Raw genomic sequence first — 19,182 nt, forward strand, 5'->3', positions numbered from 1 at the left:
GCGTACTTAAAGTCCATCATTCCGTTGGCCAAAACCGCCGGCGAACCGGCGGTCCCGTATTTCCCCCAGGCAGAGCCTATTTGATTTTCGGCAGCTGCTCCCACTGGTGGAAGGGCGGCGGCGAAGGCAACTGCCATTCGAGCGTCGTCGCACCCTCGCCCCATGGGTTGGCGCCAGCCACCCGCTTCTTCTGGAAGGCCTCGAACACGCCATAGAGGAAGATGACCACGCCGACGCCCGAAATATACGAGCCGTAGGACGACACCATGTTCCAGCCGGCAAACGCATCCGGATAGTCGATGTAGCGGCGCGGCATGCCTGAAAGACCGAGGAAATGCTGCGGGAAGAAGACGAGGTTGACGCCGACGAAGGTGACCCAGAAGTGGGTGTTGGCGATGACAGGCGAATACATGTAGCCGGTCATCTTCGGGAACCAGTAGTACCAGCCGGCGAAGATGGCAAAGACCGCGCCCAGCGACAGCACATAATGGAAATGCGCGACCACGTAATAGGTGTCGTGCAGCGGACGGTCGAGACCGGCATTGGCAAGCTGGACGCCGGTAACGCCGCCGACGGTGAACAGGAAGATGAAGCCAATCGCCCACAGCATCGGGGTCTTGAGCGAAATCGACCCGCCCCACATGGTGGCGATCCACGAGAATATCTTCACGCCCGTCGGCACCGCGATAACCATCGTGGCGAAGACGAAATAGCGCTGTGTGTCGAGCGACAGGCCGGTCGTGTACATGTGGTGCGCCCAGACGATGAAGCCGACCGCACCGATCGCGACCATGGCATAGGCCATGCCGAGATAGCCGAAGATAGGCTTCCTGGAGAAGGTCGAGACGATGTGGCTGACGATGCCGAAGCCCGGCAGGATCAGGATGTAGACTTCAGGGTGGCCGAAGAACCAGAACAGGTGCTGGAACAGGATCGGGTCGCCGCCGCCGTCGGGCGCGAAGAAGGTGGTGCCAAAATTGCGATCGGTCAAAAGCATGGTGATGCCGCCGGCAAGAACCGGAAGCGACAGCAGCAGCAGGAAAGCGGTGATCAGCACCGACCAGGCGAACAGCGGCATCTTGTGCAGCGTCATGCCAGGCGCGCGCATGTTGAAGATGGTGGTGATGAAATTGATGGCGCCGAGGATCGATGAGGCGCCGGCGATGTGCAGCGACAGGATCGCAAGATCCATCGCCGGTCCGGGCTGGCCCGAGGTCGATAGCGGCGGATAGATCGTCCAGCCGCCGCCGACGCCGTAGGCGCCAGGCGCGCTCGGCATGAAGGCCGAGATGATCAGCAGGATGAAAGCCGGTGGCAGCAACCAGAACGAGACGTTGTTCATGCGCGGGAAAGCCATGTCGGGCGCGCCGATCATGATCGGCACCATCCAGTTGGCGAAGCCGCCGATCAGCGCCGGCATGACCATGAAGAAGATCATGATCAGCGCATGGGCGGTGGTGAAGGCATTGTACATGTTCTTGCCGCCGTCGAGCGCAGCGTCGGCGTTCAAGCCGTAGACCATCTGGGCCAGGCCGGTGAAAATCTGGATCCCAGGCTCCTGCAGTTCCATACGCATGACGACCGAAAGGGCACCGCCGACGCAGCCCGCCATGATCGCGAAGATCAGATAGAGTGTGCCGATATCCTTGTGGTTGGTCGAATACACCCACCGCACCCAGCCATGATACGGCTTGTGGTCGTGGTCGTGAACTGCAGCGTCTGCCATGTTCGGCTCCGTTCCCTGATCTTTTCTGGTCGCGGCATCAGTTGCCGGCGGCCGCTACCTTGTCTTTGCCGTCGACCTCGGCCATCAGCGCCTTGTTGGCGCCGGGAAGGTCGGTGCCGGCTGCTGCCAGCCAGGTCTTGTACTGGGCGTCGGAGACGACGCGGATCGCGATCGGCATGAAGGCGTGGTCCTTGCCGCAGAGCTCCGAGCACTGGCCGTAATAGAGGCCTTCCTTTTCCGCCTTGAACCAGACCTCGTTGATGCGACCCGGAACCGCGTCGGTCTTGATGCCGAAGGACGGCATGGCAAAGGCGTGGATCACGTCTGCCGCCGTCACCAGCACCCGGGTCATGGTGTTGACCGGCACCACCATCTCGTTGTCGACGGCGAGCAGGCGCGGATAAGCGCCGCGGTCCTCCTTGCCGGCCGCGGCGCGGTCAGAATCCGCCAGGATCGCCGAGTTGAAGGAAAGCGTGTTTTCGGTCTGGTATTCGTAATCCCAGTTCCACTGGTTTCCCGTCGCCTTGACGGTCAGCTTGGCTTCCTCCGGCGGCGTGTATTGCGCAGTCAAGAGCTGGAACGAGGGGATGGCGAGCAAGAGCAGGACGACGACCGGCCCGACCGTCCAGATCACCTCAATCAGAGTGTTGTGGCTGGTGCGCGACGGGGTCGGGTTGACGCTCGCGCGAAACTTCAGGATGCAATAGGCGATGAGAAAGAGCACGAAGAGGGTGATCGGCACGATGAACCACAGCGTATAGCCCTCGAACCAGGCGATCTGCCGCATCATGTCGGTGGCTGCGGGCTGGAAGGTCATCTCCCACGGCGCAGGCTGGGCCGCATGGGCGGATGCACCGGTGAACAGTGTGGCGGCAGCGCTTGCCAGGAGTTTGGCGCCTGCTAGGAATTTTCTCATTGCCGTCATTATCTCCCAGTTCCTCGCGATCGGACCGCAAGAATATCGAACAACGCCGGGACGGGAATCCCGGATAGTCCCGAGGCTGGTTCAAACCATACTCTATTTGCCTCTGCAAGAAAGGAGCGGGGGAAACCGTGCGGCATTTTTGCGCGCAAGCGCGGCTGCGCCTTGTGGCGGCGGCCGGGGCGGTGTCGGACCCGCGAACGCCCGAGCGGCGGAGTGTCCCGGCAAAATGCGCCGGGCCGTCGCAATTCGGGCGAATTTGGCACGGAAAAGCGCACAATCGCCTTGGTCGAGGCAGGCCGGCAGTGGTCTCATCCTTTACTTGCCCTTGGCGCGGCTTAAAGTGCCGTGATTCGCAATGGAGCCGTCATGAACTCTTGGCTTTGGGGACTTGGGCTTTCTAGAAGCTTGGCAAAGGCCATCCTTCTCGCTGCCGTGTGTAGCGTTGGCCTATCTGGCGTTGGTCTGTCCGGGATCGGCCTGTCCTATGTTGGCTCGTTTGGCGTCAGCCAGGCCAATGCCGCGCAGCCAAGCGGCAAGGTGCGGGCGACGCATGGCGCATGGTCGATCATCTGCGACACGCCGGCTGGCGCCACCTCGGAACAATGCGTGATGATGCAGAATGTCGTCGCCGAAGACCGTCCCGAGATGGGGCTTTCCGTCGTCGTGCTGCGCACCGCCGACAACAAGGCCGAAATCCTGCGCGTGCTGGCGCCGCTCGGCGTGCTGCTGCCCAACGGGCTCGGCCTCAATGTCGACGGCAAGGACATCGGCCGGGCCTATTTCGTGCGCTGCTTCCAGGACGGCTGCTATGCCGAGGTCATTCTCGAAAAGCCACTGCTCGACACGCTGAAGACCGGAACGTCAGCCACCTTCATCGTCTTCCAGACGCCGGAGGAAGGCATTGGCATCCCGGTCGAGCTCAAGGGTTTCGCCGACGGTTTCGCCGCGCTGCCTTGAGACGGGGCAAGAGGCCCAAAACCCTGCTGACGAAAATGAGATTGTGACCGCCTTTGGCTACAGCGCCGCGCATCCAAGGACGCGCAAAGAACGCTGTAGCGCTTCGATTTTGCGCATGATCCTTTCCGAAAATCGATTCCGATTTTCGGGGCCATGTACAGACAATGGTCATTGCCGATTGTCTGGGCGCACCTTCGCGCCTACATCGTGAGGACAATCTCTTTCCACGGACGGACCGCGCCATGAACAGCCTGATCGGCCAATTCGACATTTCCGACGATCGCATCAAGCAGATCGTCGCCGAAACCATCAACGGCGCCGACGACGGCGAGTTGTTCCTCGAATACAGCGAGAGCGAAGCGCTGATGTTCGACAATGGCCGGCTGAAGACCGCCAATTTCAACACAGACCAAGGCTTTGGCCTGCGGGCGGTCGCCGGCGAAGCGAGTGGCTACGCGCATTCCAGCGATCTTTCGGAAGCGTCGCTGCTGCGCGCGGCCGACGCCGTCTCGACGGTCAAGAGCGGCTACTCCGGCACGCTTGCTGCGGCTCCGGCCCGTACCAACCGCCATCTCTATGGCGACGACAACCCGATCCCCTCGCCCTCCTTCGAGGCCAAGGCCAAGCTCCTTCAGGAAATCGATGCGTGGCTGCGAGCCGAGGATCCGCGCGTGCGGCAGGTGACGGCGTCGCTCGCCGCCTCCTGGCAGCATGTCGAGATCGTGCGTGCCGACGGCCAGATGGTGCGCGACATCCGCCCGCTGGTCAGGATCAACGTGTCGGTGGTGGTCGGCAACGGCGACCGCCAGGAGAGCGGCTCCTTCGGCATGGGTGGACGCAAAGGCTTTGGCGAATTCCTGGTCGAGGAGAGCTGGAAACACGCCGCCAAGGAAGCGCTGCGGCAAGCGCTGGTCAACCTCGAGGCCATCCCGGCGCCGGCCGGCACCTTCGACATCGTGCTGTCCAGCGGCTGGCCGGGCGTCATGCTGCACGAGGCCGTCGGCCACGGGCTGGAAGGCGACTTCAACCGCAAGAAGACATCGGCCTTCGCTGGGCTGATGGGCCAGCAGGTGGCGGCCAAGGGCGTCACCGTCGTCGACGACGGCACCATGGCCGAGCGGCGCGGCTCGCTGACCGTCGACGATGAAGGCACGCCGTCGGCCCGCAATGTGCTGATCGACGACGGCAAGCTTGTCGGCTATATGCAGGATCGCCAGAACGCCCGGCTGATGGGCATGAACGCCACCGGCAACGGACGGCGCGAAGGCTACGCGCACCAGCCGATGCCGCGCATGACCAACACCTATATGACTTCAGGAGACATGGAGCCGGACGAAATCATCGCCTCGGTCAAGAACGGCATCTATGCCGTCTCCTTCGGCGGCGGCCAAGTCGACATCACCTCGGGAAAATTCGTGTTCGGCTGCACCGAGGCCTACATGATCGAGAACGGCAAGGTGACGCAGCCGATCAAGGGCGCCATGCTGATCGGCAATGGGCCGGATGCCATGCATCGGGTTTCGATGATCGGCAACGACATGAAGCTCGACACCGGCATCGGCATGTGCGGCAAGGCCGGCCAGGGCGTGCCTGTCGGCGTCGGCCAGCCGCACCTCAGGATGAACCAGATGACGGTTGGCGGAACGCGGGTTTGATAGAAGCTGCGGTTTTTGTCTTACATTCAGAGGATGCGCCGCGACGGCCAACCCGGAAAGACTCGTAACCACTGTCTCGACCAAGGGGCAGGTCACCCTGCCCAGCGCGATCCGCAAGCGGAGGGAATGGGACGCCGGCACACGGTCTTCTGGTCGAGGATACTCCGGAGGGCGTGCTACTGAAGCCTGCGCCAGTCTTCGCCGAGACACGGCCAGAAGACGTGTTTGGATCCCTGCCCCATAGAGACAGGCCGAAGACGTTGGAAGAAATGGACGCGGGTGTGCTGGCCGAAGCGCGGCGGCGCGGCCGGCTCGAACTGCCCTAAAGCGCGTCGCGTTTGACCGGCCTCATGCGACGCGCTTTGGGGTGTTGTTTTACGCATGTCGTTATCGCAAAACCGCTGCACACTTTTGCGCGACACGCATTACAGCCATGAAGCCGCCGTTTTCGGCAAGCGATGGTCGGGATCGATGACCTTCAGACGGGGTGTGTTGCTCTCGTTCCATCGCCACAGCGCGACGCATGTGCCGCCGGGCGACATGAAGGAGGGGTAGATCACGCCATGTTGCCCGTCGGCAATCAGGCGATCTCTCAGCGTGTGCGTCTCAGGCACCAGGCCTTGATCCATGACATCGCGCCATTCACATCGGTTGATGTCTGCCGTCACGCCGAGCCTGGTCAACTCATCAGCGTCCGTAAGGTCTGCCAGTCGCGCGCCTGAAAGTGCGAGTTGCGCAATCAGCGCCGGATGCTGGACAAAGCCCTGATTGTACTCCGCCCAAGCAGTGGACAATTCGCCCGCGGCATAGATCGTCGTGGCGCCCACTGGATTCCAGCGACCGCCAAAGCGGGCTGCTCCTTCGCCGGAAAGCGGCAGATGCGCCCAACGCGGCACGAAGGCGCGCCATAGGCTCAGTCTGTTTTCAGGCATAGATGCCGGAGCGGACTGCCTCCAGATAGGCAAGCACCTTGTCCGTCTTGCCCTCTCGAACGAGATCGTAGGCGGTCTTTCCCGCCCAGCCGGGGATCGGCTGATGCTTGAACCAGATCGCCGCACGCTGTTCATCGCCGGCCATCTCGCCTGCCATCGCAAGGATACGGACAATCGGACTCAATGCGGCGTCGACCTTGCGCGCGCCGGTCTTGGCGGCAAGCGTATTGCGCGCGACGCCGATCAGGCCCGCCAGTTCGGTCAGATTGACGCCCAGCAGTTCAGCCACCCGTCTTGCCGAAAGAAATGGCGTCCGCTCGTCGCCAAAGCGCGATGCCCTGATATCGAGAGCTGCGGTATTCATAACAGATCCTAGCGTGTTTTGAACAGAACACACTCAAAGTATGCTCATTTTACGCGAAATTCAAGCTCAACAAATGCGGATCCGCCTTCGCTTCGGCTTCTCCAGAAGCGCGACGGCCTCGACATGCGGCGACCACAGGAACTGGTCGATCGGCGTCACGCTTTTCAGGGCGTAGCCGCCGTCGACGAGGATGCGCAAGTCGCGCGCCAGCGTAACCGGATTGCAGGAAACCGCGGCGACCAGCGGCACGTCGGAACGGGCAATCTGCTTCGACTGGTCTTCGGCGCCGGCGCGGGGCGGATCGAAGATGACGCCGTCGAAGGCATTCAGTTCCTTCGAAGTGAGCGGCCGCCGGAACAGGTCGCGGCGTTCGCTGGTCACCCGCTTCAGACCGCTGGCGAAACGGAATGCCCGGTCGAGCGCCGAAAGCGCTGCCGCATCCCCCTCCACCGCATGGACCTCCGACCTGGCGGCGAGGCGCAGCGCGAAGCTGCCGCAGCCGGCGAAGAGGTCGGCGACCTTTTTGGCGCGCGCGAGGTGCCGGCCGACGATGTCGGCCATCGCCTGCTCGGCGGCCTCGGTCGCCTGCAGGAAGGCGCCCGGCGGCACCGCGACGGCGACGCTGCCGAACGTGACAACCGGCTTTTTGGGCTCGATGATGATCTCGCCATCGATCGAAAGCCTGGCCAGCCCCTGGGCGATGACGAAATTGGAGGCGACGCGGCGCTGGTTCTCGCCGAGCTTGCCGGACTCGTGAACCGCGACATCGAGGCCGGAACCGGTCGCCGTGACCGTCATGCGGAACGATTTCGTCGTGGCGCAAACCAGTTCGGCAAGTGCTCTCAGACGATCGAGCTTTGCGACGATCTCGGGCAGCGAGATCGGGCATTCCTCAATGGAAATGATTTCGGACGACAGCGCCCGAACGAAGCCGAGCAGCATGCCGGTCTCGCTGCGCCGGGCGGTGAACACGACGCGCCGGCGCGTCTGCGGCGCGCACGGCACCAGCGCGTCAATGTCGCAACTGATGCCCTTGCTGTTGAGCGCATGCGCAACCTTGTCACGCTTCCACCGATGATAGGCTTCGGCCTCGAGATGCTGGATGGCGCAGCCGCCGCATTCGGTGAAATGCCGACAGGCAGGGTCGATGCGAAGCGGCGAAGCCTCCAGCACCGACATCAGCGTGGCACGGTCCTTTTCGCGCGCGGCGGTGACGGTTTCACCGGGCAGCGTGAACGGAATGAAAAGCTCGCCGGTTTCGGTTTCGGCGACGCCGTCGCCCTGGGAGCCCAGCCGTGTGATCGTGAAGCGCGCGTTCATCGGCCTCCGATCCCCCTGTTCTCGACCTCGGCGTCCTTGATCCCGGCGAGCAGGAACTCGCGGTTGCCGTCGCCGCCTTCGATCGGCGACAGATGCAGTCCGAGCGAGCGCCAGCCGGGGACGCCGTCCAGCCAATCCTGCAGCAGGCCGGCAACCCGCGCGGCATCGTATGGGTCTTTCAGCAAGCCGCCCTTGCCGATCGCCTCGCGGCCCGCCTCGAATTGCGGCTTGACCAGAAATATTGCTTTGGCGCCGCTCCTGGCAATGGCTAGCGCCGGCGGCAGCGCCAGTTTCAACGAGATGAAGCTGACGTCGGAGACGATAAAATCTGGAATTCGATCGGCAAGATCGGCGGTCGAAAGATCACGGGCGTTCAATCCCTCGATAACAGTCACACGCGGATCGCCGGCGATATCCGGATGTATCTGGCCATGCCCAACATCGATCGCCGTGACATGCGCCGCGCCACGTCCGAGCAGCACTTGAGTGAAGCCTCCGGTCGAGGCGCCGACGTCGAGCGCTTCGCTGCCGGCTGGATCGAGGCCGAAATAGTCGAGCCCGGCGATCAGCTTCAGCGCAGCACGCGACACATAGCCCTGCGCCGGATCATCGACTTCTATGAGGCAATCAGCCCGGACGGTTTGGCCGGGCTTGCGGGCGATGACGCCGTCAACCATCACGGTGCCGCGCTCGATCGCGTCGCGGGCGCGAGAGCGGCTGGGAAACAGGCCGCGCGCGACGAGGAGTTCGTCGAGCCGCTGGCGTGTGCTGGCTGGCAAACGGGAGTTCATCGGCCTTCATGGCGAAAGCCTGTCACGAAGGCAAGGATATTGGGGAAGACAATGAACATCTTGCCAAAGCGGCGAGCGCATCAGGCCGCGCCACAAACTGTTGAATATCGCACTGGGTCCGGCACAATGTTGGGAACAATGCTCGTGTTGCTGCCAGAAGGTGAGGAGGACGAATGCTGACCGGAACCTGCCATTGTGGCGCGGCCCACTGGATTTTGGAAGGCGATCCCGGCTCGATCACAGCCTGCAACTGCACGCTTTGCCGCCGCTATGGCGCGCTGTGGGCTTACGATTATGTCGACGAACGCATCCGCCTTGCGGGACCGACAAGTGCTTATACGCGCTCCGGAAAGGATGCCCCGTCGCTCGAGATCCTGTTCTGTCCGACATGCGCCTGTGTGCTGGCCTGGCGTGGTTTGCGCGCCAGTGCCGCCGGTCGCACTCGGATCGCCGTCAATGTGAGGCTTGCGCCGCCTGACACCGTCGCCGACTTGCCAATCGACCATTTCGATGGTCTCCACACGTTCGAGGACCTGCCTGGCGATGGTCGCTGCGTGCGCGATATGTGGTTCTAGTGCATGTCGCGCGAAAACATGCCCTCGGGCTCGAACCGAGGGTGCTCCGTCGCACCATAAGGCGACCTTCCCGGCGAGTCTCCAGAGCCGCCCTTCTTGTCCGCAGCAAGCGCTTCGTAATCATGCAATCGCCTCTGTTGTCTGCGACAGCAGGTCTTCCGCCAGCTGTAACGCGGCCGCCCGTGCATCTTGGCGAGCCGCATGGTCAATATCGGGTCCAAAGAGGGTTTTCTGGATGATTAGACTGCGGACATCTTCGATACCGATGAAGCGCAACCACGCTTCTACATAGGGTTTTTGAAAGTCGAAGCGCTGCGCCGGCGTGATGGATTGCGCCGCATAGTCGAGACCTCGCGCATGGACGACCACGGCGGTCTTATCCCGGAGCAGTCCTGCGAACCCGTGTTCAGGGTCGAACGAGAAAAGGATGTCCTTCTGCGATACCAGGTCGATGAAGTGCTTGAGTTTGTAGGGAATGCTGAAATTCCACAGGGGCGTCGACAGCAGGACAATATCCGCCCAGTGCAGTTGTTGCGCCAATTCTTGCAATGTGGCCCATGCCTGCTGTTGAGAAGGGGTAAGCGGCGTGCCGCTGAGCCCGGCATATTTGGCCAACATCGCGTCCTCACCGAATTCGGGGAGGTCGACATCCCATAGATCGAGCGTTGAAATCGCCAGGTCGGGTCGCCGAGCACGACAGCTTTGAACAAAGGCCTCGGCGACCTCACGCGAGGCGGAACGCTCTTTACGGGGCGAGGAAACGATATGCAGCACCTTGGTCATGGATCATCCTTGCTCATTGTGACGAACCGTATTGCGTCATATTTTAATTCGATATAAAAATTGAGATTATCGACAGTATTCATCATGGATCAGAATATATGCTGGAATTAGTCCTGCTCAGGACGTTCGTCGCCGTGTTCGACGAAAGCGGCTTCAGTCGGGCAGCGGCGCGACTGAACCTTACGCAGTCGGCCGTCAGTGGGCACCTGCGTCGTCTCGAAGAGCAGGTCGGAAAGCCGTTACTCAAAAGGACGACGCGCTCGTTTGAGATAACACAAGATGGCGAGCGCCTGCTCGCCTATGCAAGGGCGATGCTCGCCCTTAACCGGGATGCTTTGGCCGACCTGGCGCAGGCACCCTTTCACGGCAGAGTTCGCGTCGGCCTCTCGGAAGACTTCGCACAGGTCCCCATCCTTCGCGCCTTGCAGGCATTCGGCGCTGATCGCCCCGGATTGCAGGTCGAGGTGCAAGTCGGGATTCCGGGTGCGCTGCTCTCGAAGATGAAGGAGGGCAACATCGAACTGGTGCTCGGATCCCAGTGTGAGGGTGAGGAGATGGGGCGCCTCCTGTGGCGCGAGCCTCTTGTCTGGGCATGGGCGGATCATACCGGCGTGGATCTTCCGGACCCGCTGCCATTGGCCGTGTTGCCGGTACCCTGCCCCTACAGGGAAGTTGCTCTTGAACGGCTTGCCAAGGCCGGGATCAGCCAGCGCACGGTGATGATATGCACCAGCAACGCCAGCCTGAGGGCGGCTGCCATGTCAGGCTTCGCTGTAGCGCCGATGATCGTCAGTCAGCTGAGAAACGGCCTGGTCAGGGTACCCGAAAGCTACGGTCTGCCAGAGTTGCCAGAAGCGCAGTTCAGGCTATTTGCCGCATCGAAAGGCGATACTTCCGTCCTCGAAGGACTGGCGGAGGCCATCATGAATGCCGTTCCTCGAAGGCACGCTGGCGGATCCTGAACTCGCACAAACGCTTGCGTAGGCGAATGCCAAATGACAACGCAAACAGTCAGTTACGACCGCCGGTCGGCAAACTGATGCAAGCCGTTGAGATTTTGATTCAGGCGCTTTGCGCGCTGGCGGTGCGTCCCAGCGCCACAAAGACAGTGCGCACGATGCCGGCGGCATCTAGCCCGGCGTCGGCATACATCTTTTCGGGCTTGGCGTGATCGACGAAGCTGTCGGGCAACACAAGCGGGCGTACCTTCAGGCCGTTTTCCAGCAGCCCTTCATGGGCCAGGAATTGCAGCACGTGGCTGGCGAAGCCGCCGACCGCGCCATCTTCCACTGTCACCAACACTTCGTGCGAACGGGCCAGGCGCCGGATCAGGTCCTCGTCGAGCGGCTTGGCGAAACGAGCATCGGCGACCGTGGTGGAAAGCCCGGCCGCGCCGAGTTCCTCGGCCGCAGCCAGGCAATCCTGCAGCCGCGTGCCGAAGGAAAGCAGCGCAACCTTGGTGCCCTCCCTGACGATACGGCCCTTGCCGATTTCGAGAACCGAGCCACGCTCCGGCAGGTCGACGCCGACGCCGTTGCCGCGCGGGTAGCGGAAGGCGATGGGGCCGTCATCGTAGCTTGCCGCCGTGCGCACCATGTGTCGCAGTTCCGCCTCATCTGCCGCGGCCATGACGACGAAACCGGGCAGCGTCGCTAAAAAAGTCGTGTCGAAGGCGCCGCAATGGGTCGCCCCGTCGGCCCCGACGAAGCCGGCGCGATCGATCGGGAAGCGCACCGGCAGTTTCTGGATCGCCACGTCGTGGACGACCTGGTCGTAGGCACGCTGCAGGAAGGTCGAATAGATCGCCGCGAAAGGCTTGAAGCCTTCGGTGGCAAGGCCGGCGGCAAAAGTCACCGCATGTTGCTCGGCGATACCGACATCAAAAGTCCTCGCCGGGAACGCCTCGCCGAAGAGGTCGAGGCCGGTGCCGTTCGGCATGGCGGCGGTGATGGCGACGATGCGATCATCTTCGCGGCCTTCCTGAATCAGGCTGTCGGCAAAGACTTTCGTGTAGCTCGGCGCGTTGGCCGGCGCCTTGGCCTGCGCGCCGGTGATGACGTCGAATTTGTTGACGCCATGATATTTGTCGGCGGCCGCCTCGGCCGGTCCATAGCCCTTGCCCTTCTGGGTCACGACGTGGATCAGCACCGGACCGTCGGCATTGTCGCGGACGTTCTTCAGCACCGGGATCAGGTGCTCGAGATTGTGACCGTCGATCGGGCCGATGTGATAAAAACCCATTTCCTCGAACAGCGTGCCGCCGGTGACGTAACCGCGCGCATGCTCGACCGCCCGCTTGATGGCGCGATCGGCGCGCTCGCCGAGATAGGAGGTCAGCTTCTTTCCGAAATCGCGCAAGCCCAGATAGGCCTTGCCCGACGCCAGGCGGGCCAGATAGGCGCTCATCGCCCCGGTCGGCGGAGCGATCGACATGTCGTTGTCGTTGAGGATGACGATCAGCCGGGCATCGAGCGCGCCGGCATTGTTCATCGCCTCATAGGCCATGCCGGCCGACATGGCGCCGTCGCCGATAACGGCAATGACATTGTTGCGGCCCCCGGAGAGATCGCGTGCCATTGCCATGCCGAGGCCGGCGGAAATCGAGGTCGAGGAGTGGGCGGCGCCGAACGGATCGTATTCGCTCTCGGCGCGCTGGGTGAAACCGGACAGGCCGCCCTCTTGCCGCAGCGTGCGGATACGGTCGCGGCGGCCGGTCAGGATCTTGTGCGGATAGGCCTGGTGGCCGACGTCCCAGATCAACCGGTCGTCTGGCGTGTTGAAGACATAGTGCAACGCCACCGTCAGTTCGACCACGCCAAGGCCAGCACCGAGATGTCCGCCGGTGTGGGACACGGCGTCGATCAACTCGGTGCGAAGCTCCGATGCCAATTGCGGCAGAGCACGTTCGTCAAGCGTCCTGAGGTCGGCCGGGATGCGGACCTTGTCGAGAAGTGGCGTATGGAGCTTTGCGTTCACTGGTGCTGGGGCCTGCTTTTTATTCATCTGCGAAATAGGCTGCCGGCCGGCGAATGTAAATGCGTGTGAGTGACGCGGCATAGCTTCAAACTGTTAGGGTTTCCTTTACGCGTCCAAAAGGACGCGCGGCGCTCTAAAGCGCGTCGCGGTCGACCGACCTCACGCGACGCGCTTTAGGTTGTTGTTTTATGCATGTCGTTAACGCAAAACCGCTGCACACTTTTGCGCGACATGCATTAATTGTCCGGCAGCGGAATGAACTCTTCTTCATCCCCCGGAACGATATCGAAACGGCCTGTCTTCCATTCTTCTTTCGCCTGTTCGATGCGTTCCTTCGACGAAGACACGAAATTCCACCAGATGTAGCGCTTGGAGCCGAGCGAGGCGCCGCCGAACAGCATGAAATGCGCTCCACCCTCCGACGACACGACGATCTCGTCGCCGGGCCGGAACACCAGCAGCCGCTCTGCTGGAAAGCGGTCACCGGAGATCGATACCTCGCCTTCCAACGTATAGATGGCGCGCTCCTCGGCATCGGCTGGGATTTTCACGCTGGCGCCGGGCGCCAGGCTGAGGTCTGCATAGAGCGTGTCCGAAGCGGTCACGACCGGTGACCGCAACCCGGAAAACGCGCCAATGACAACGCGTCCGCTGACGCCTTCAGCGTCGATTTCGGGCAGACGCATGGCCGCCGTATTCTCGAAGATCGGGTCGACCTCCTCCTTATCGTCCGGCAGCGCCAGCCATGTCTGCAGGCCGGAAACCGACATCGGCGCACCACGCAGTTCCTGCGGCGTACGCTCGGAATGGACGATGCCGCGACCGGCGGTCATCAAATTTACGTCGCCGGGCTGGATGACCATTTCGGTGCCGAGCGAATCGCGATGCCTGATCTTGCCGTCGAACAGGTAAGTGACCGTCGACAGGCCGATATGGGGATGCGGGCGGACATCGAGCGCCTGGCCGGCCCGCAAAATCGCCGGTCCCATGCGATCGAAGAAGATGAAGGGACCGACCAGCCGACGCCTGGCGGTCGGCAAGGCACGGCGAACCTGAAAGCCGCCAATGTCCTTGGCGTTCGGAATAACCATCAGTTCGATCTGGTCGCTGGCGAAGGCGTCACCGGGCAGAGGGTCGTTTCCGGGGAAGAAGCTCATGCGGTCTTCCTCAGGCGAAGCGGAGTGCAGACCTGGCTTTCGCCTTGGCCGCCACCTCGTCGCGATTGCGCGGATGCTGTGTCGTCTCGAGGCTGTCCAGCAATTCGCGCGCAGACGCGGCTATGGCCTCGACGGCGTGGTCGAACGCATGCTGGTTCTGTTTCGACGGCCGTGTCGTTCCGCTCAGCTTGCGGACAAACTGAAGTGCGGCATCGCGGACCTCGTCATCGGTTGCCGGCGGATCGAAATTGAACAGGGTCTTGATGTTTCTGCACATCGTTCGCAATCTCCTCTCGTCCTGGAGCCGTTTCAAGCGGGATGAGTATTATCCTCAATCATGATCATGTCGAAAGCCGCACGGCGAAATTATCGTCCGGGACCGTGCCTTACTCCGCATCCAGCGGCTCGGTCCCCACCGGCTTGCCGTCGCGCGAAAGCCTGATCTTCTCGACCTTGTCCTCGGCCGCCTTGAGCAGCCGGTCGCAATGGAGTTTTAGCGCCTCGCCGCGCTCATAGATGCGGATCGACTGGTCGAGCGGCACGTCGCCGCGCTCCAGATCATCGACGATTTTCTCCAGCGCGTCGAGCGCCTGCTCGAAGCTCATCGCCTTGACGTCTTCGTTGCTCTCACCAGCCATCGTCTATCCTTTCATCAGTCGCCCGACATGGGCGGCGACCGAAAATGCCAATCCCTGCAGATCGTAGCCGCCCTCGAGCAGGCTGACGAGCCGGTTGTCGCTGTGGCGACCGGCGCGCTGCATCAACTGGCCGGTTGCCCAGTCGAAATCGTCCTCGGTCAGGTTGATCTCGGCCAGCGGATCGCGGTGGTGCGCGTCGAAGCCGGCGGAAATGATGATGAGGTCGGGCGCGAAATTGTCGAGCGCCGGCAAGATCCGCGACAGGAAAGCGTCGCGGAAAACCTCGCTGCCGGTCTGCGGCGCCAGCGGCGCGTTGACGATGTTGCCGGCGCCGGTTTCGCTCACCGCCCCGGTCCCCGGGTAAAGCGGCATCTGGTGCGTCGAGCAATAGAGCACCGACGGATCGTCCCAGAAAATATCCTGCGTGCCATTGCCGTGGTGGACGTCCCAGTCGACGATGGCAACACGCTCGGCCTGGTGCTGCCTTTGCGCGTAGCGCGCCGCGATCGCCGCGGTGTTGAACAGGCAGAAGCCCATGGACGTGGTCTTTTCGGCGTGGTGGCCGGGCGGCCGGGCGGCGACAAAGACATTGGCCACGTCGCCCCGAAAGACATCGTCGACGGCGGCGTTGGCAGCGCCGATCGCCGTCACGGCCGCCTGCCAGCTTTTCGGGCTGGCCGTGGTGTCGGCGTCGACACGAGCGATACCGGTGTCCGGTATCATAGCGCGGACCCGTTCGACGAATTCCTGCGGGTGTGCGTAGAGGATGGTGGCCTCGTCGCCTTCCGGCGCCTCGGCACGATCAAGGGCCGCAAAGGCCTCGTCGTCGAGCACGCGCTCGATGGCGCGCAGGCGGTCCGGCCGCTCCGGATGACCGGGCGGCGTTATATGCTCGAGGAAGATCGGGTGGGTATAAAGCCTTGTGACCATGCCCCCGATATAGGCGCGCCCGGCGGCTTTGACCATGTTTTGCAACCGCCAAAGGCAGACGTTCAACAGGGTTTAGGCGTTGGGTGCTGGTTGGGTCCGGCGCGAGCTGCCCGAATCTTGAGGCGCGCTTCGCCCGTCCCATTCGAGGTCGCGCCTTGCCTTTGGTGGTCTTGATACAGGCTCAGGCCGGCGATTTGTCCACCTCAGCCGGTGCTTGTGAACGACCAGTGCTGCGGCCTTGCCTGAGCAGTCCCTCCAAAAGCACGTTGAACGCCTTCACCGCCTTTTTCGACGTCGCTTCTGGATTTTCCGAATTTGCGATCCACTGCGCGGCATGTAGCGAGGCGCCGCTGACCAGCCTTGCTGCGGCTTCGGGATCAACGGCAACGATGGTTCCCTCGTCCCTCAGCTTTTGAAGGTTCTCGCTCATCGAGCGGAAGCATTCGTTCTGGCTCGGCCATTGCGAAGGATCGCCGAGCACCGCCGGTCCGTCGCGAAGGACAATACGCTGGATCTCCGGCTCCAGCGCCATCTCGATATAGGCGGTGCATTCGTCGACAAAGCCCTGCCAGAGAGTGTCCGCCCTGACTGAGACGATCTTCAACCGGGCCAACATCTCCGCGTCGATCTCGGCGATGACCGCCTGGAGAAGGCCCTTCTTGTCGCCGAAGTGATGATAAAGCGCGCCACGCGTCAGCCCGGCCGATGCGGTGAAGTCGTCCATCGAGGCCTCGGCATAGCCGACAGTGCCAAAGGCATGGCGCGCCGCCGCGACCAGTTTGGCGCGGGTTTCGGCGATCATCTCCCTGCGTGGTTTGTGCCCCATTCACTCATTCCTTCACATACGCCTCGTATATTATTTGACATACGCGTCGTATGTCATTATCTGATTTGCATACGCCGCGTATATAAGTGGCTCGGCCTCAAAAATCCAGGAGTGTTCCCATGCCCAATCCTTATCGCGAAATATTCAAGGCAAGGGGAGCCAAGGGCTTCGCTGCAGCCGGCTTCGTCGCCCGGATGCCGATGGCCATGGCTCCGATCGGAATCGTCGCGATGCTGTCGCAGACGCATGGCGAGTACTGGCTGGCCGGCGCCGTCTCCGCGACATATGCGCTGGCCAATGCTTTTGTCGCGCCGCAGATATCGCGGCTGGTGGACCGCCTCGGCCAGGCGCGGATTGTGGCGCCCACCACCGTTATTTCCGTGCTCGCCTTCGTAGTGCTGATTACGGCGGCCAATCAGGACTTGCCGATATGGACACTGTTCGTGTCAGCGCTGCTGGCCGCCGCAATGCCCAGCATCCCAGCGATGGTGCGCGCGCGCTGGACAGAGCTCTTCCGGGATCGCCCCGAGATGAACACGGCGTTCGCCTTCGAATCGGCGGCGGACGAGCTGGTCTACATCGCCGGGGCTTCGCTGTCGGTTGGCCTGAGCGTCGCGCTTTTCCCGGAAGCGGGAATGCTGGCGAGCACATTGTTCCTCGCCTTCGGCTCGACAGCCCTCATCCTGCAACGCTCGACCGAGCCGCGCGTGCGACCGGTCGACCAGGGTTCGCGCGGATCGGCAATCCGCCTGCGGCCGGTCCAAATCATCACCTTGGCCCTGATCTTCATCGGCGCGACCTTCGCAACCACGGAGGTGAGCACCGTGGCGATCACCAAGGAGCTCGGCCAGCCGGGCGCCGCCAGCCTCGTCATCGGCGTCTATGCCCTCGGATCGTTCGTCGTCGGCATCGTCCTCGGCGCTCTGAACCTGAAAACACCGCTGCAAATTCAGCTTGCCATCGCGATCGCCATCATCGCGCTCACCACGCTGCCGTTGCTTGTCGCAGACACGGTACCGCTTTTGGCGCTGGCTGTCTTCGTTAGCGGTGTGGCGATCTCGCCGACCTTCATCACGGCATTCGGCCTGATCGAGCGGCGCGTGCCGGAGGCGATGCTGACCGAGGGCGTGACTTGGGTCATGACCGGCATTGGCATCGGCATGGCGCTCGGCTCCTTTGCCGCCGGATGGGTGGTGGACGCCTTCGGTGCCCAGAGCGGCTTCCTGGTGTCGGTGGCGGCGGGCACTGTCGCGCTGGTCACCGTGCTCGCCGGCCAGCGCAGCCTTGCCACGGGCGATAGTGACATCTCCGCGCGCGAAACAGCCGCGGTTCCTGCCGAATAGTCTCCATGCGTCCGGTGCCAAGCGGGACCGGACGCATGCCGGCGATCCGCTAAACCAGTCCTAGAGAATCTCGGTCTTGGCGATGTGGATGCCGAAGCCTTCGAGGCCGACATAGTGGCGTTCGCGCGAGGCGATCAGGTTGATCGAGGAAATGCCCAGATCCTTCAAGATCTGCGCGCCGAGGCCGATCTCGCGCCATTCGCTTTCGCGGCGGCGCGCCTCTTCATGGTCCTCGCGGTCGCCGGCGGCCGGCCGGTTGCGCTCCTGATGGGCGACGCCGACGGAACCTTCGCGCAGATAGACGATGACGCCGCGCCGACGCTCGCCCATCGATTTCATGATGCCGTCCAGCCTGTGGCCGGTGCCGAAGACGTCAGTCACAACATCCTCGGAATGCAGTCGCACGGGCACCTCCTCGCCGTCGCGGATGTCGCCGAAGACGATCGCCACATGGTGCATCGAGTCCCAGGGCAGCGTGTAGGTGAAGACCTGCGCCTTGCCGCCGGGCGTGTCGATCTCCGAACAGGCGACACGCTCGACCAGCGTTTCCTTGCGCTGGCGATAGGCGATGAGGTCGGCGACCGAAATCTGCTTCAAACCGTTCTTTTCGGCGAAGGCCTGCACCTGCGGGCCGCGCATCACGGTGCCGTCATCATTGACCAGCTCGGAAATGACACCGACCGGCGGCAGGCCGGCAAGCTTGCACAAATCGACCGCAGCCTCTGTATGGCCCGAACGCATCAGCACACCGCCTTCGCGCGCAATCAGCGGAAAGATGTGGCCGGGGCGGACGAAATCGGAGGCGCCGACATTGCCGTTGGCAAGGTTGCGCACGGTCAATGTGCGGTCGTCAGCCGAAATGCCGGTCGTGGTGCCGTGCTTGAAATCGACGCTGACGGTGAAGGCGGTGGTGTGCGCCGAGTCATTGTCGGCGACCATCGGCGACAGGTTGAGGCGCTTGGCCTCGTCGCGCGGCATCGGCGTGCAGACGATACCAGAGGTATTGCGGACGATGAACGCCATCTTTTCCGGCGTGCAATGGACGGCGGCGACGATCAGGTCACCCTCGTTCTCGCGCCCGTCATCGTCCATGACGACGACAATCTCGCCGCGTTCGAAGGCGCGCAGGGCTTCGACGATCTTCTTCTGGTCGTAAGGCATGGACGCTCGCTTCGCTCTCGCAGGGAATAGGGCAGTAAGGCAGTAGGGCAGTAAGGGATTAGGGAAAAGGAAAAAATTGGCTGCTTCGGCGGGATAACCTACTGCCCTACTGCCCTACTGCCC

The 19,182-nt window shown here is 62.6% G+C and carries 19 protein-coding genes and 1 pseudogene; 6 read left to right on the plus strand and 14 right to left on the minus strand.

Going from position 1 to position 19,182, the window contains the following annotated elements; all coding sequences use genetic code 11:
- Positions 1 to 76: 76 nt before the first annotated feature.
- Together ctaD and coxB are read right to left on the minus strand one after the other, a co-directional pair.
- A complete protein-coding gene (gene ctaD, locus AC0L2R_RS10285) occupies positions 77 to 1,726 on the minus strand; it encodes a cytochrome c oxidase subunit I (RefSeq protein WP_473508704.1) in 1,650 nt (549 codons plus the stop codon).
- Positions 1,727 to 1,763: 37 nt separating this feature from the next.
- Positions 1,764 to 2,642: a cytochrome c oxidase subunit II gene (gene coxB / locus AC0L2R_RS10290; RefSeq protein ID WP_287236988.1), complete on the minus strand. Its 879-nt coding sequence runs from the start codon at positions 2,640 to 2,642 to the stop codon at positions 1,764 to 1,766.
- 375 nt (positions 2,643 to 3,017) lie between these two features.
- Between coxB and AC0L2R_RS10295 the strand changes: the two genes are divergently transcribed.
- From AC0L2R_RS10295 to AC0L2R_RS10305, 3 genes and pseudogenes are all read left to right on the plus strand, one after another.
- Positions 3,018 to 3,608: an invasion associated locus B family protein gene (locus AC0L2R_RS10295; protein ID WP_473491753.1), complete on the plus strand. Its 591-nt coding sequence runs from the start codon at positions 3,018 to 3,020 to the stop codon at positions 3,606 to 3,608.
- Between the two features lie 242 nt (positions 3,609 to 3,850).
- The gene (tldD, locus tag AC0L2R_RS10300; RefSeq protein ID WP_473508705.1) at positions 3,851 to 5,263 is read left to right on the plus strand and encodes a metalloprotease TldD; all 1,413 of its coding nucleotides are present in this window, start codon (positions 3,851 to 3,853) and stop codon (positions 5,261 to 5,263) included.
- Positions 5,264 to 5,360: 97 nt separating this feature from the next.
- Positions 5,361 to 5,589: pseudogene (locus AC0L2R_RS10305) on the plus strand (AbrB/MazE/SpoVT family DNA-binding domain-containing protein).
- 99 nt (positions 5,590 to 5,688) lie between these two features.
- Here AC0L2R_RS10305 and AC0L2R_RS10310 read toward each other — a convergent pair.
- The 4 genes from AC0L2R_RS10310 to AC0L2R_RS10325 form a co-directional block, all read right to left on the minus strand.
- On the minus strand, positions 5,689 to 6,222 hold the full coding sequence (locus tag AC0L2R_RS10310) for an RES family NAD+ phosphorylase (protein ID WP_473508948.1): 534 nt from the start codon (positions 6,220 to 6,222) through the stop codon (positions 5,689 to 5,691).
- Positions 6,188 to 6,559: an antitoxin Xre/MbcA/ParS toxin-binding domain-containing protein gene (locus AC0L2R_RS10315; RefSeq protein ID WP_027152353.1), complete on the minus strand. Its 372-nt coding sequence runs from the start codon at positions 6,557 to 6,559 to the stop codon at positions 6,188 to 6,190. The genes AC0L2R_RS10310 and AC0L2R_RS10315 overlap by 35 nt, the downstream gene beginning before the upstream one ends.
- A gap of 66 nt (positions 6,560 to 6,625) precedes the next feature.
- Positions 6,626 to 7,879 carry a class I SAM-dependent RNA methyltransferase gene (locus AC0L2R_RS10320; RefSeq protein WP_473508706.1) on the minus strand — a complete coding sequence of 418 codons (1,254 nt, stop codon included), beginning with the start codon at positions 7,877 to 7,879 and terminating at the stop codon, positions 6,626 to 6,628.
- Complete coding sequence (locus AC0L2R_RS10325; protein WP_473508707.1) at positions 7,876 to 8,670, minus strand: TlyA family RNA methyltransferase; 795 nt, start codon at positions 8,668 to 8,670, stop codon at positions 7,876 to 7,878. The genes AC0L2R_RS10320 and AC0L2R_RS10325 overlap by 4 nt, the downstream gene beginning before the upstream one ends.
- A 173-nt stretch (positions 8,671 to 8,843) precedes the next feature.
- Between AC0L2R_RS10325 and AC0L2R_RS10330 the strand changes: the two genes are divergently transcribed.
- On the plus strand, positions 8,844 to 9,245 hold the full coding sequence (locus AC0L2R_RS10330) for a GFA family protein (protein WP_287178261.1): 402 nt from the start codon (positions 8,844 to 8,846) through the stop codon (positions 9,243 to 9,245).
- A gap of 120 nt (positions 9,246 to 9,365) precedes the next feature.
- Here the strand turns inward: AC0L2R_RS10330 and AC0L2R_RS10335 are convergent, their stop codons facing one another.
- The gene (locus AC0L2R_RS10335) at positions 9,366 to 10,028 is read right to left on the minus strand and encodes an FMN-dependent NADH-azoreductase (RefSeq protein WP_473508708.1); all 663 of its coding nucleotides are present in this window, start codon (positions 10,026 to 10,028) and stop codon (positions 9,366 to 9,368) included.
- A gap of 98 nt (positions 10,029 to 10,126) precedes the next feature.
- On the opposite strand from AC0L2R_RS10335, the gene AC0L2R_RS10340 reads away from it, so the two are divergent.
- Positions 10,127 to 10,990 (plus strand): LysR family transcriptional regulator, encoded by an 864-nt coding sequence (locus tag AC0L2R_RS10340; RefSeq protein WP_473508709.1) that lies wholly within the window; start codon positions 10,127 to 10,129, stop codon positions 10,988 to 10,990.
- Between the two features lie 100 nt (positions 10,991 to 11,090).
- On the opposite strand, the gene dxs is transcribed toward AC0L2R_RS10340, so the two are convergent.
- From dxs to AC0L2R_RS10370, 6 genes are all read right to left on the minus strand, one after another.
- The gene (gene dxs / locus AC0L2R_RS10345) at positions 11,091 to 13,031 is read right to left on the minus strand and encodes a 1-deoxy-D-xylulose-5-phosphate synthase (RefSeq protein WP_473508710.1); all 1,941 of its coding nucleotides are present in this window, start codon (positions 13,029 to 13,031) and stop codon (positions 11,091 to 11,093) included.
- 209 nt (positions 13,032 to 13,240) lie between these two features.
- Positions 13,241 to 14,161, minus strand: a complete 921-nt coding sequence (locus tag AC0L2R_RS10350) for a pirin family protein (protein ID WP_023799338.1) — start codon at positions 14,159 to 14,161, stop codon at positions 13,241 to 13,243.
- A gap of 10 nt (positions 14,162 to 14,171) precedes the next feature.
- Entirely contained in the window at positions 14,172 to 14,438 is a 267-nt protein-coding gene (locus AC0L2R_RS10355) for a DUF2277 domain-containing protein (RefSeq protein WP_023799339.1), read from the minus strand.
- 109 nt (positions 14,439 to 14,547) lie between these two features.
- The gene (locus AC0L2R_RS10360; RefSeq protein ID WP_023799340.1) at positions 14,548 to 14,799 is read right to left on the minus strand and encodes an exodeoxyribonuclease VII small subunit; all 252 of its coding nucleotides are present in this window, start codon (positions 14,797 to 14,799) and stop codon (positions 14,548 to 14,550) included.
- 3 nt (positions 14,800 to 14,802) lie between these two features.
- Positions 14,803 to 15,729, minus strand: coding sequence for a histone deacetylase family protein (locus AC0L2R_RS10365; RefSeq protein ID WP_473508950.1), 927 nt, complete (start codon positions 15,727 to 15,729; stop codon positions 14,803 to 14,805).
- Between the two features lie 181 nt (positions 15,730 to 15,910).
- Positions 15,911 to 16,555, minus strand: a complete 645-nt coding sequence (locus tag AC0L2R_RS10370; RefSeq protein WP_473508711.1) for a TetR/AcrR family transcriptional regulator — start codon at positions 16,553 to 16,555, stop codon at positions 15,911 to 15,913.
- Positions 16,556 to 16,674: 119 nt separating this feature from the next.
- On the opposite strand from AC0L2R_RS10370, the gene AC0L2R_RS10375 reads away from it, so the two are divergent.
- Positions 16,675 to 17,898 (plus strand): MFS transporter, encoded by a 1,224-nt coding sequence (locus tag AC0L2R_RS10375; RefSeq protein ID WP_236369615.1) that lies wholly within the window; start codon positions 16,675 to 16,677, stop codon positions 17,896 to 17,898.
- A gap of 60 nt (positions 17,899 to 17,958) precedes the next feature.
- Here AC0L2R_RS10375 and ribB read toward each other — a convergent pair whose 3' ends face one another.
- A complete protein-coding gene (gene ribB / locus AC0L2R_RS10380; RefSeq protein WP_091596005.1) occupies positions 17,959 to 19,059 on the minus strand; it encodes a 3,4-dihydroxy-2-butanone-4-phosphate synthase in 1,101 nt (366 codons plus the stop codon).
- Positions 19,060 to 19,182: the final 123 nt, after the last annotated feature.

This window comes from Mesorhizobium sp. WSM4820 (genome assembly GCF_055811075.1).

Coding starts and splice junctions, on each gene's coding strand:
- AC0L2R_RS10375 (WP_236369615.1), top strand. CDS start 16,675: ATGCCCAATCCTTATCGCGAAATATTCAAGGCAAGGGGAGCCAAGGGC.
- AC0L2R_RS10360 (WP_023799340.1), bottom strand. CDS start 14,799: ATGGCTGGTGAGAGCAACGAAGACGTCAAGGCGATGAGCTTCGAGCAG.
- ribB (WP_091596005.1), bottom strand. CDS start 19,059: ATGCCTTACGACCAGAAGAAGATCGTCGAAGCCCTGCGCGCCTTCGAA.
- AC0L2R_RS10340 (WP_473508709.1), top strand. CDS start 10,127: ATGCTGGAATTAGTCCTGCTCAGGACGTTCGTCGCCGTGTTCGACGAA.
- AC0L2R_RS10295 (WP_473491753.1), top strand. CDS start 3,018: ATGAACTCTTGGCTTTGGGGACTTGGGCTTTCTAGAAGCTTGGCAAAG.
- tldD (WP_473508705.1), top strand. CDS start 3,851: ATGAACAGCCTGATCGGCCAATTCGACATTTCCGACGATCGCATCAAG.
- dxs (WP_473508710.1), bottom strand. CDS start 13,031: ATGAATAAAAAGCAGGCCCCAGCACCAGTGAACGCAAAGCTCCATACG.
- AC0L2R_RS10350 (WP_023799338.1), bottom strand. CDS start 14,161: ATGAGCTTCTTCCCCGGAAACGACCCTCTGCCCGGTGACGCCTTCGCC.
- ctaD (WP_473508704.1), bottom strand. CDS start 1,726: ATGGCAGACGCTGCAGTTCACGACCACGACCACAAGCCGTATCATGGC.
- AC0L2R_RS10370 (WP_473508711.1), bottom strand. CDS start 16,555: ATGGGGCACAAACCACGCAGGGAGATGATCGCCGAAACCCGCGCCAAA.
- AC0L2R_RS10365 (WP_473508950.1), bottom strand. CDS start 15,729: ATGGTCACAAGGCTTTATACCCACCCGATCTTCCTCGAGCATATAACG.
- AC0L2R_RS10325 (WP_473508707.1), bottom strand. CDS start 8,670: ATGAACTCCCGTTTGCCAGCCAGCACACGCCAGCGGCTCGACGAACTC.
- AC0L2R_RS10330 (WP_287178261.1), top strand. CDS start 8,844: ATGCTGACCGGAACCTGCCATTGTGGCGCGGCCCACTGGATTTTGGAA.
- AC0L2R_RS10355 (WP_023799339.1), bottom strand. CDS start 14,438: ATGTGCAGAAACATCAAGACCCTGTTCAATTTCGATCCGCCGGCAACC.
- coxB (WP_287236988.1), bottom strand. CDS start 2,642: ATGAGAAAATTCCTAGCAGGCGCCAAACTCCTGGCAAGCGCTGCCGCC.
- AC0L2R_RS10320 (WP_473508706.1), bottom strand. CDS start 7,879: ATGAACGCGCGCTTCACGATCACACGGCTGGGCTCCCAGGGCGACGGC.
- AC0L2R_RS10335 (WP_473508708.1), bottom strand. CDS start 10,028: ATGACCAAGGTGCTGCATATCGTTTCCTCGCCCCGTAAAGAGCGTTCC.
- AC0L2R_RS10315 (WP_027152353.1), bottom strand. CDS start 6,559: ATGAATACCGCAGCTCTCGATATCAGGGCATCGCGCTTTGGCGACGAG.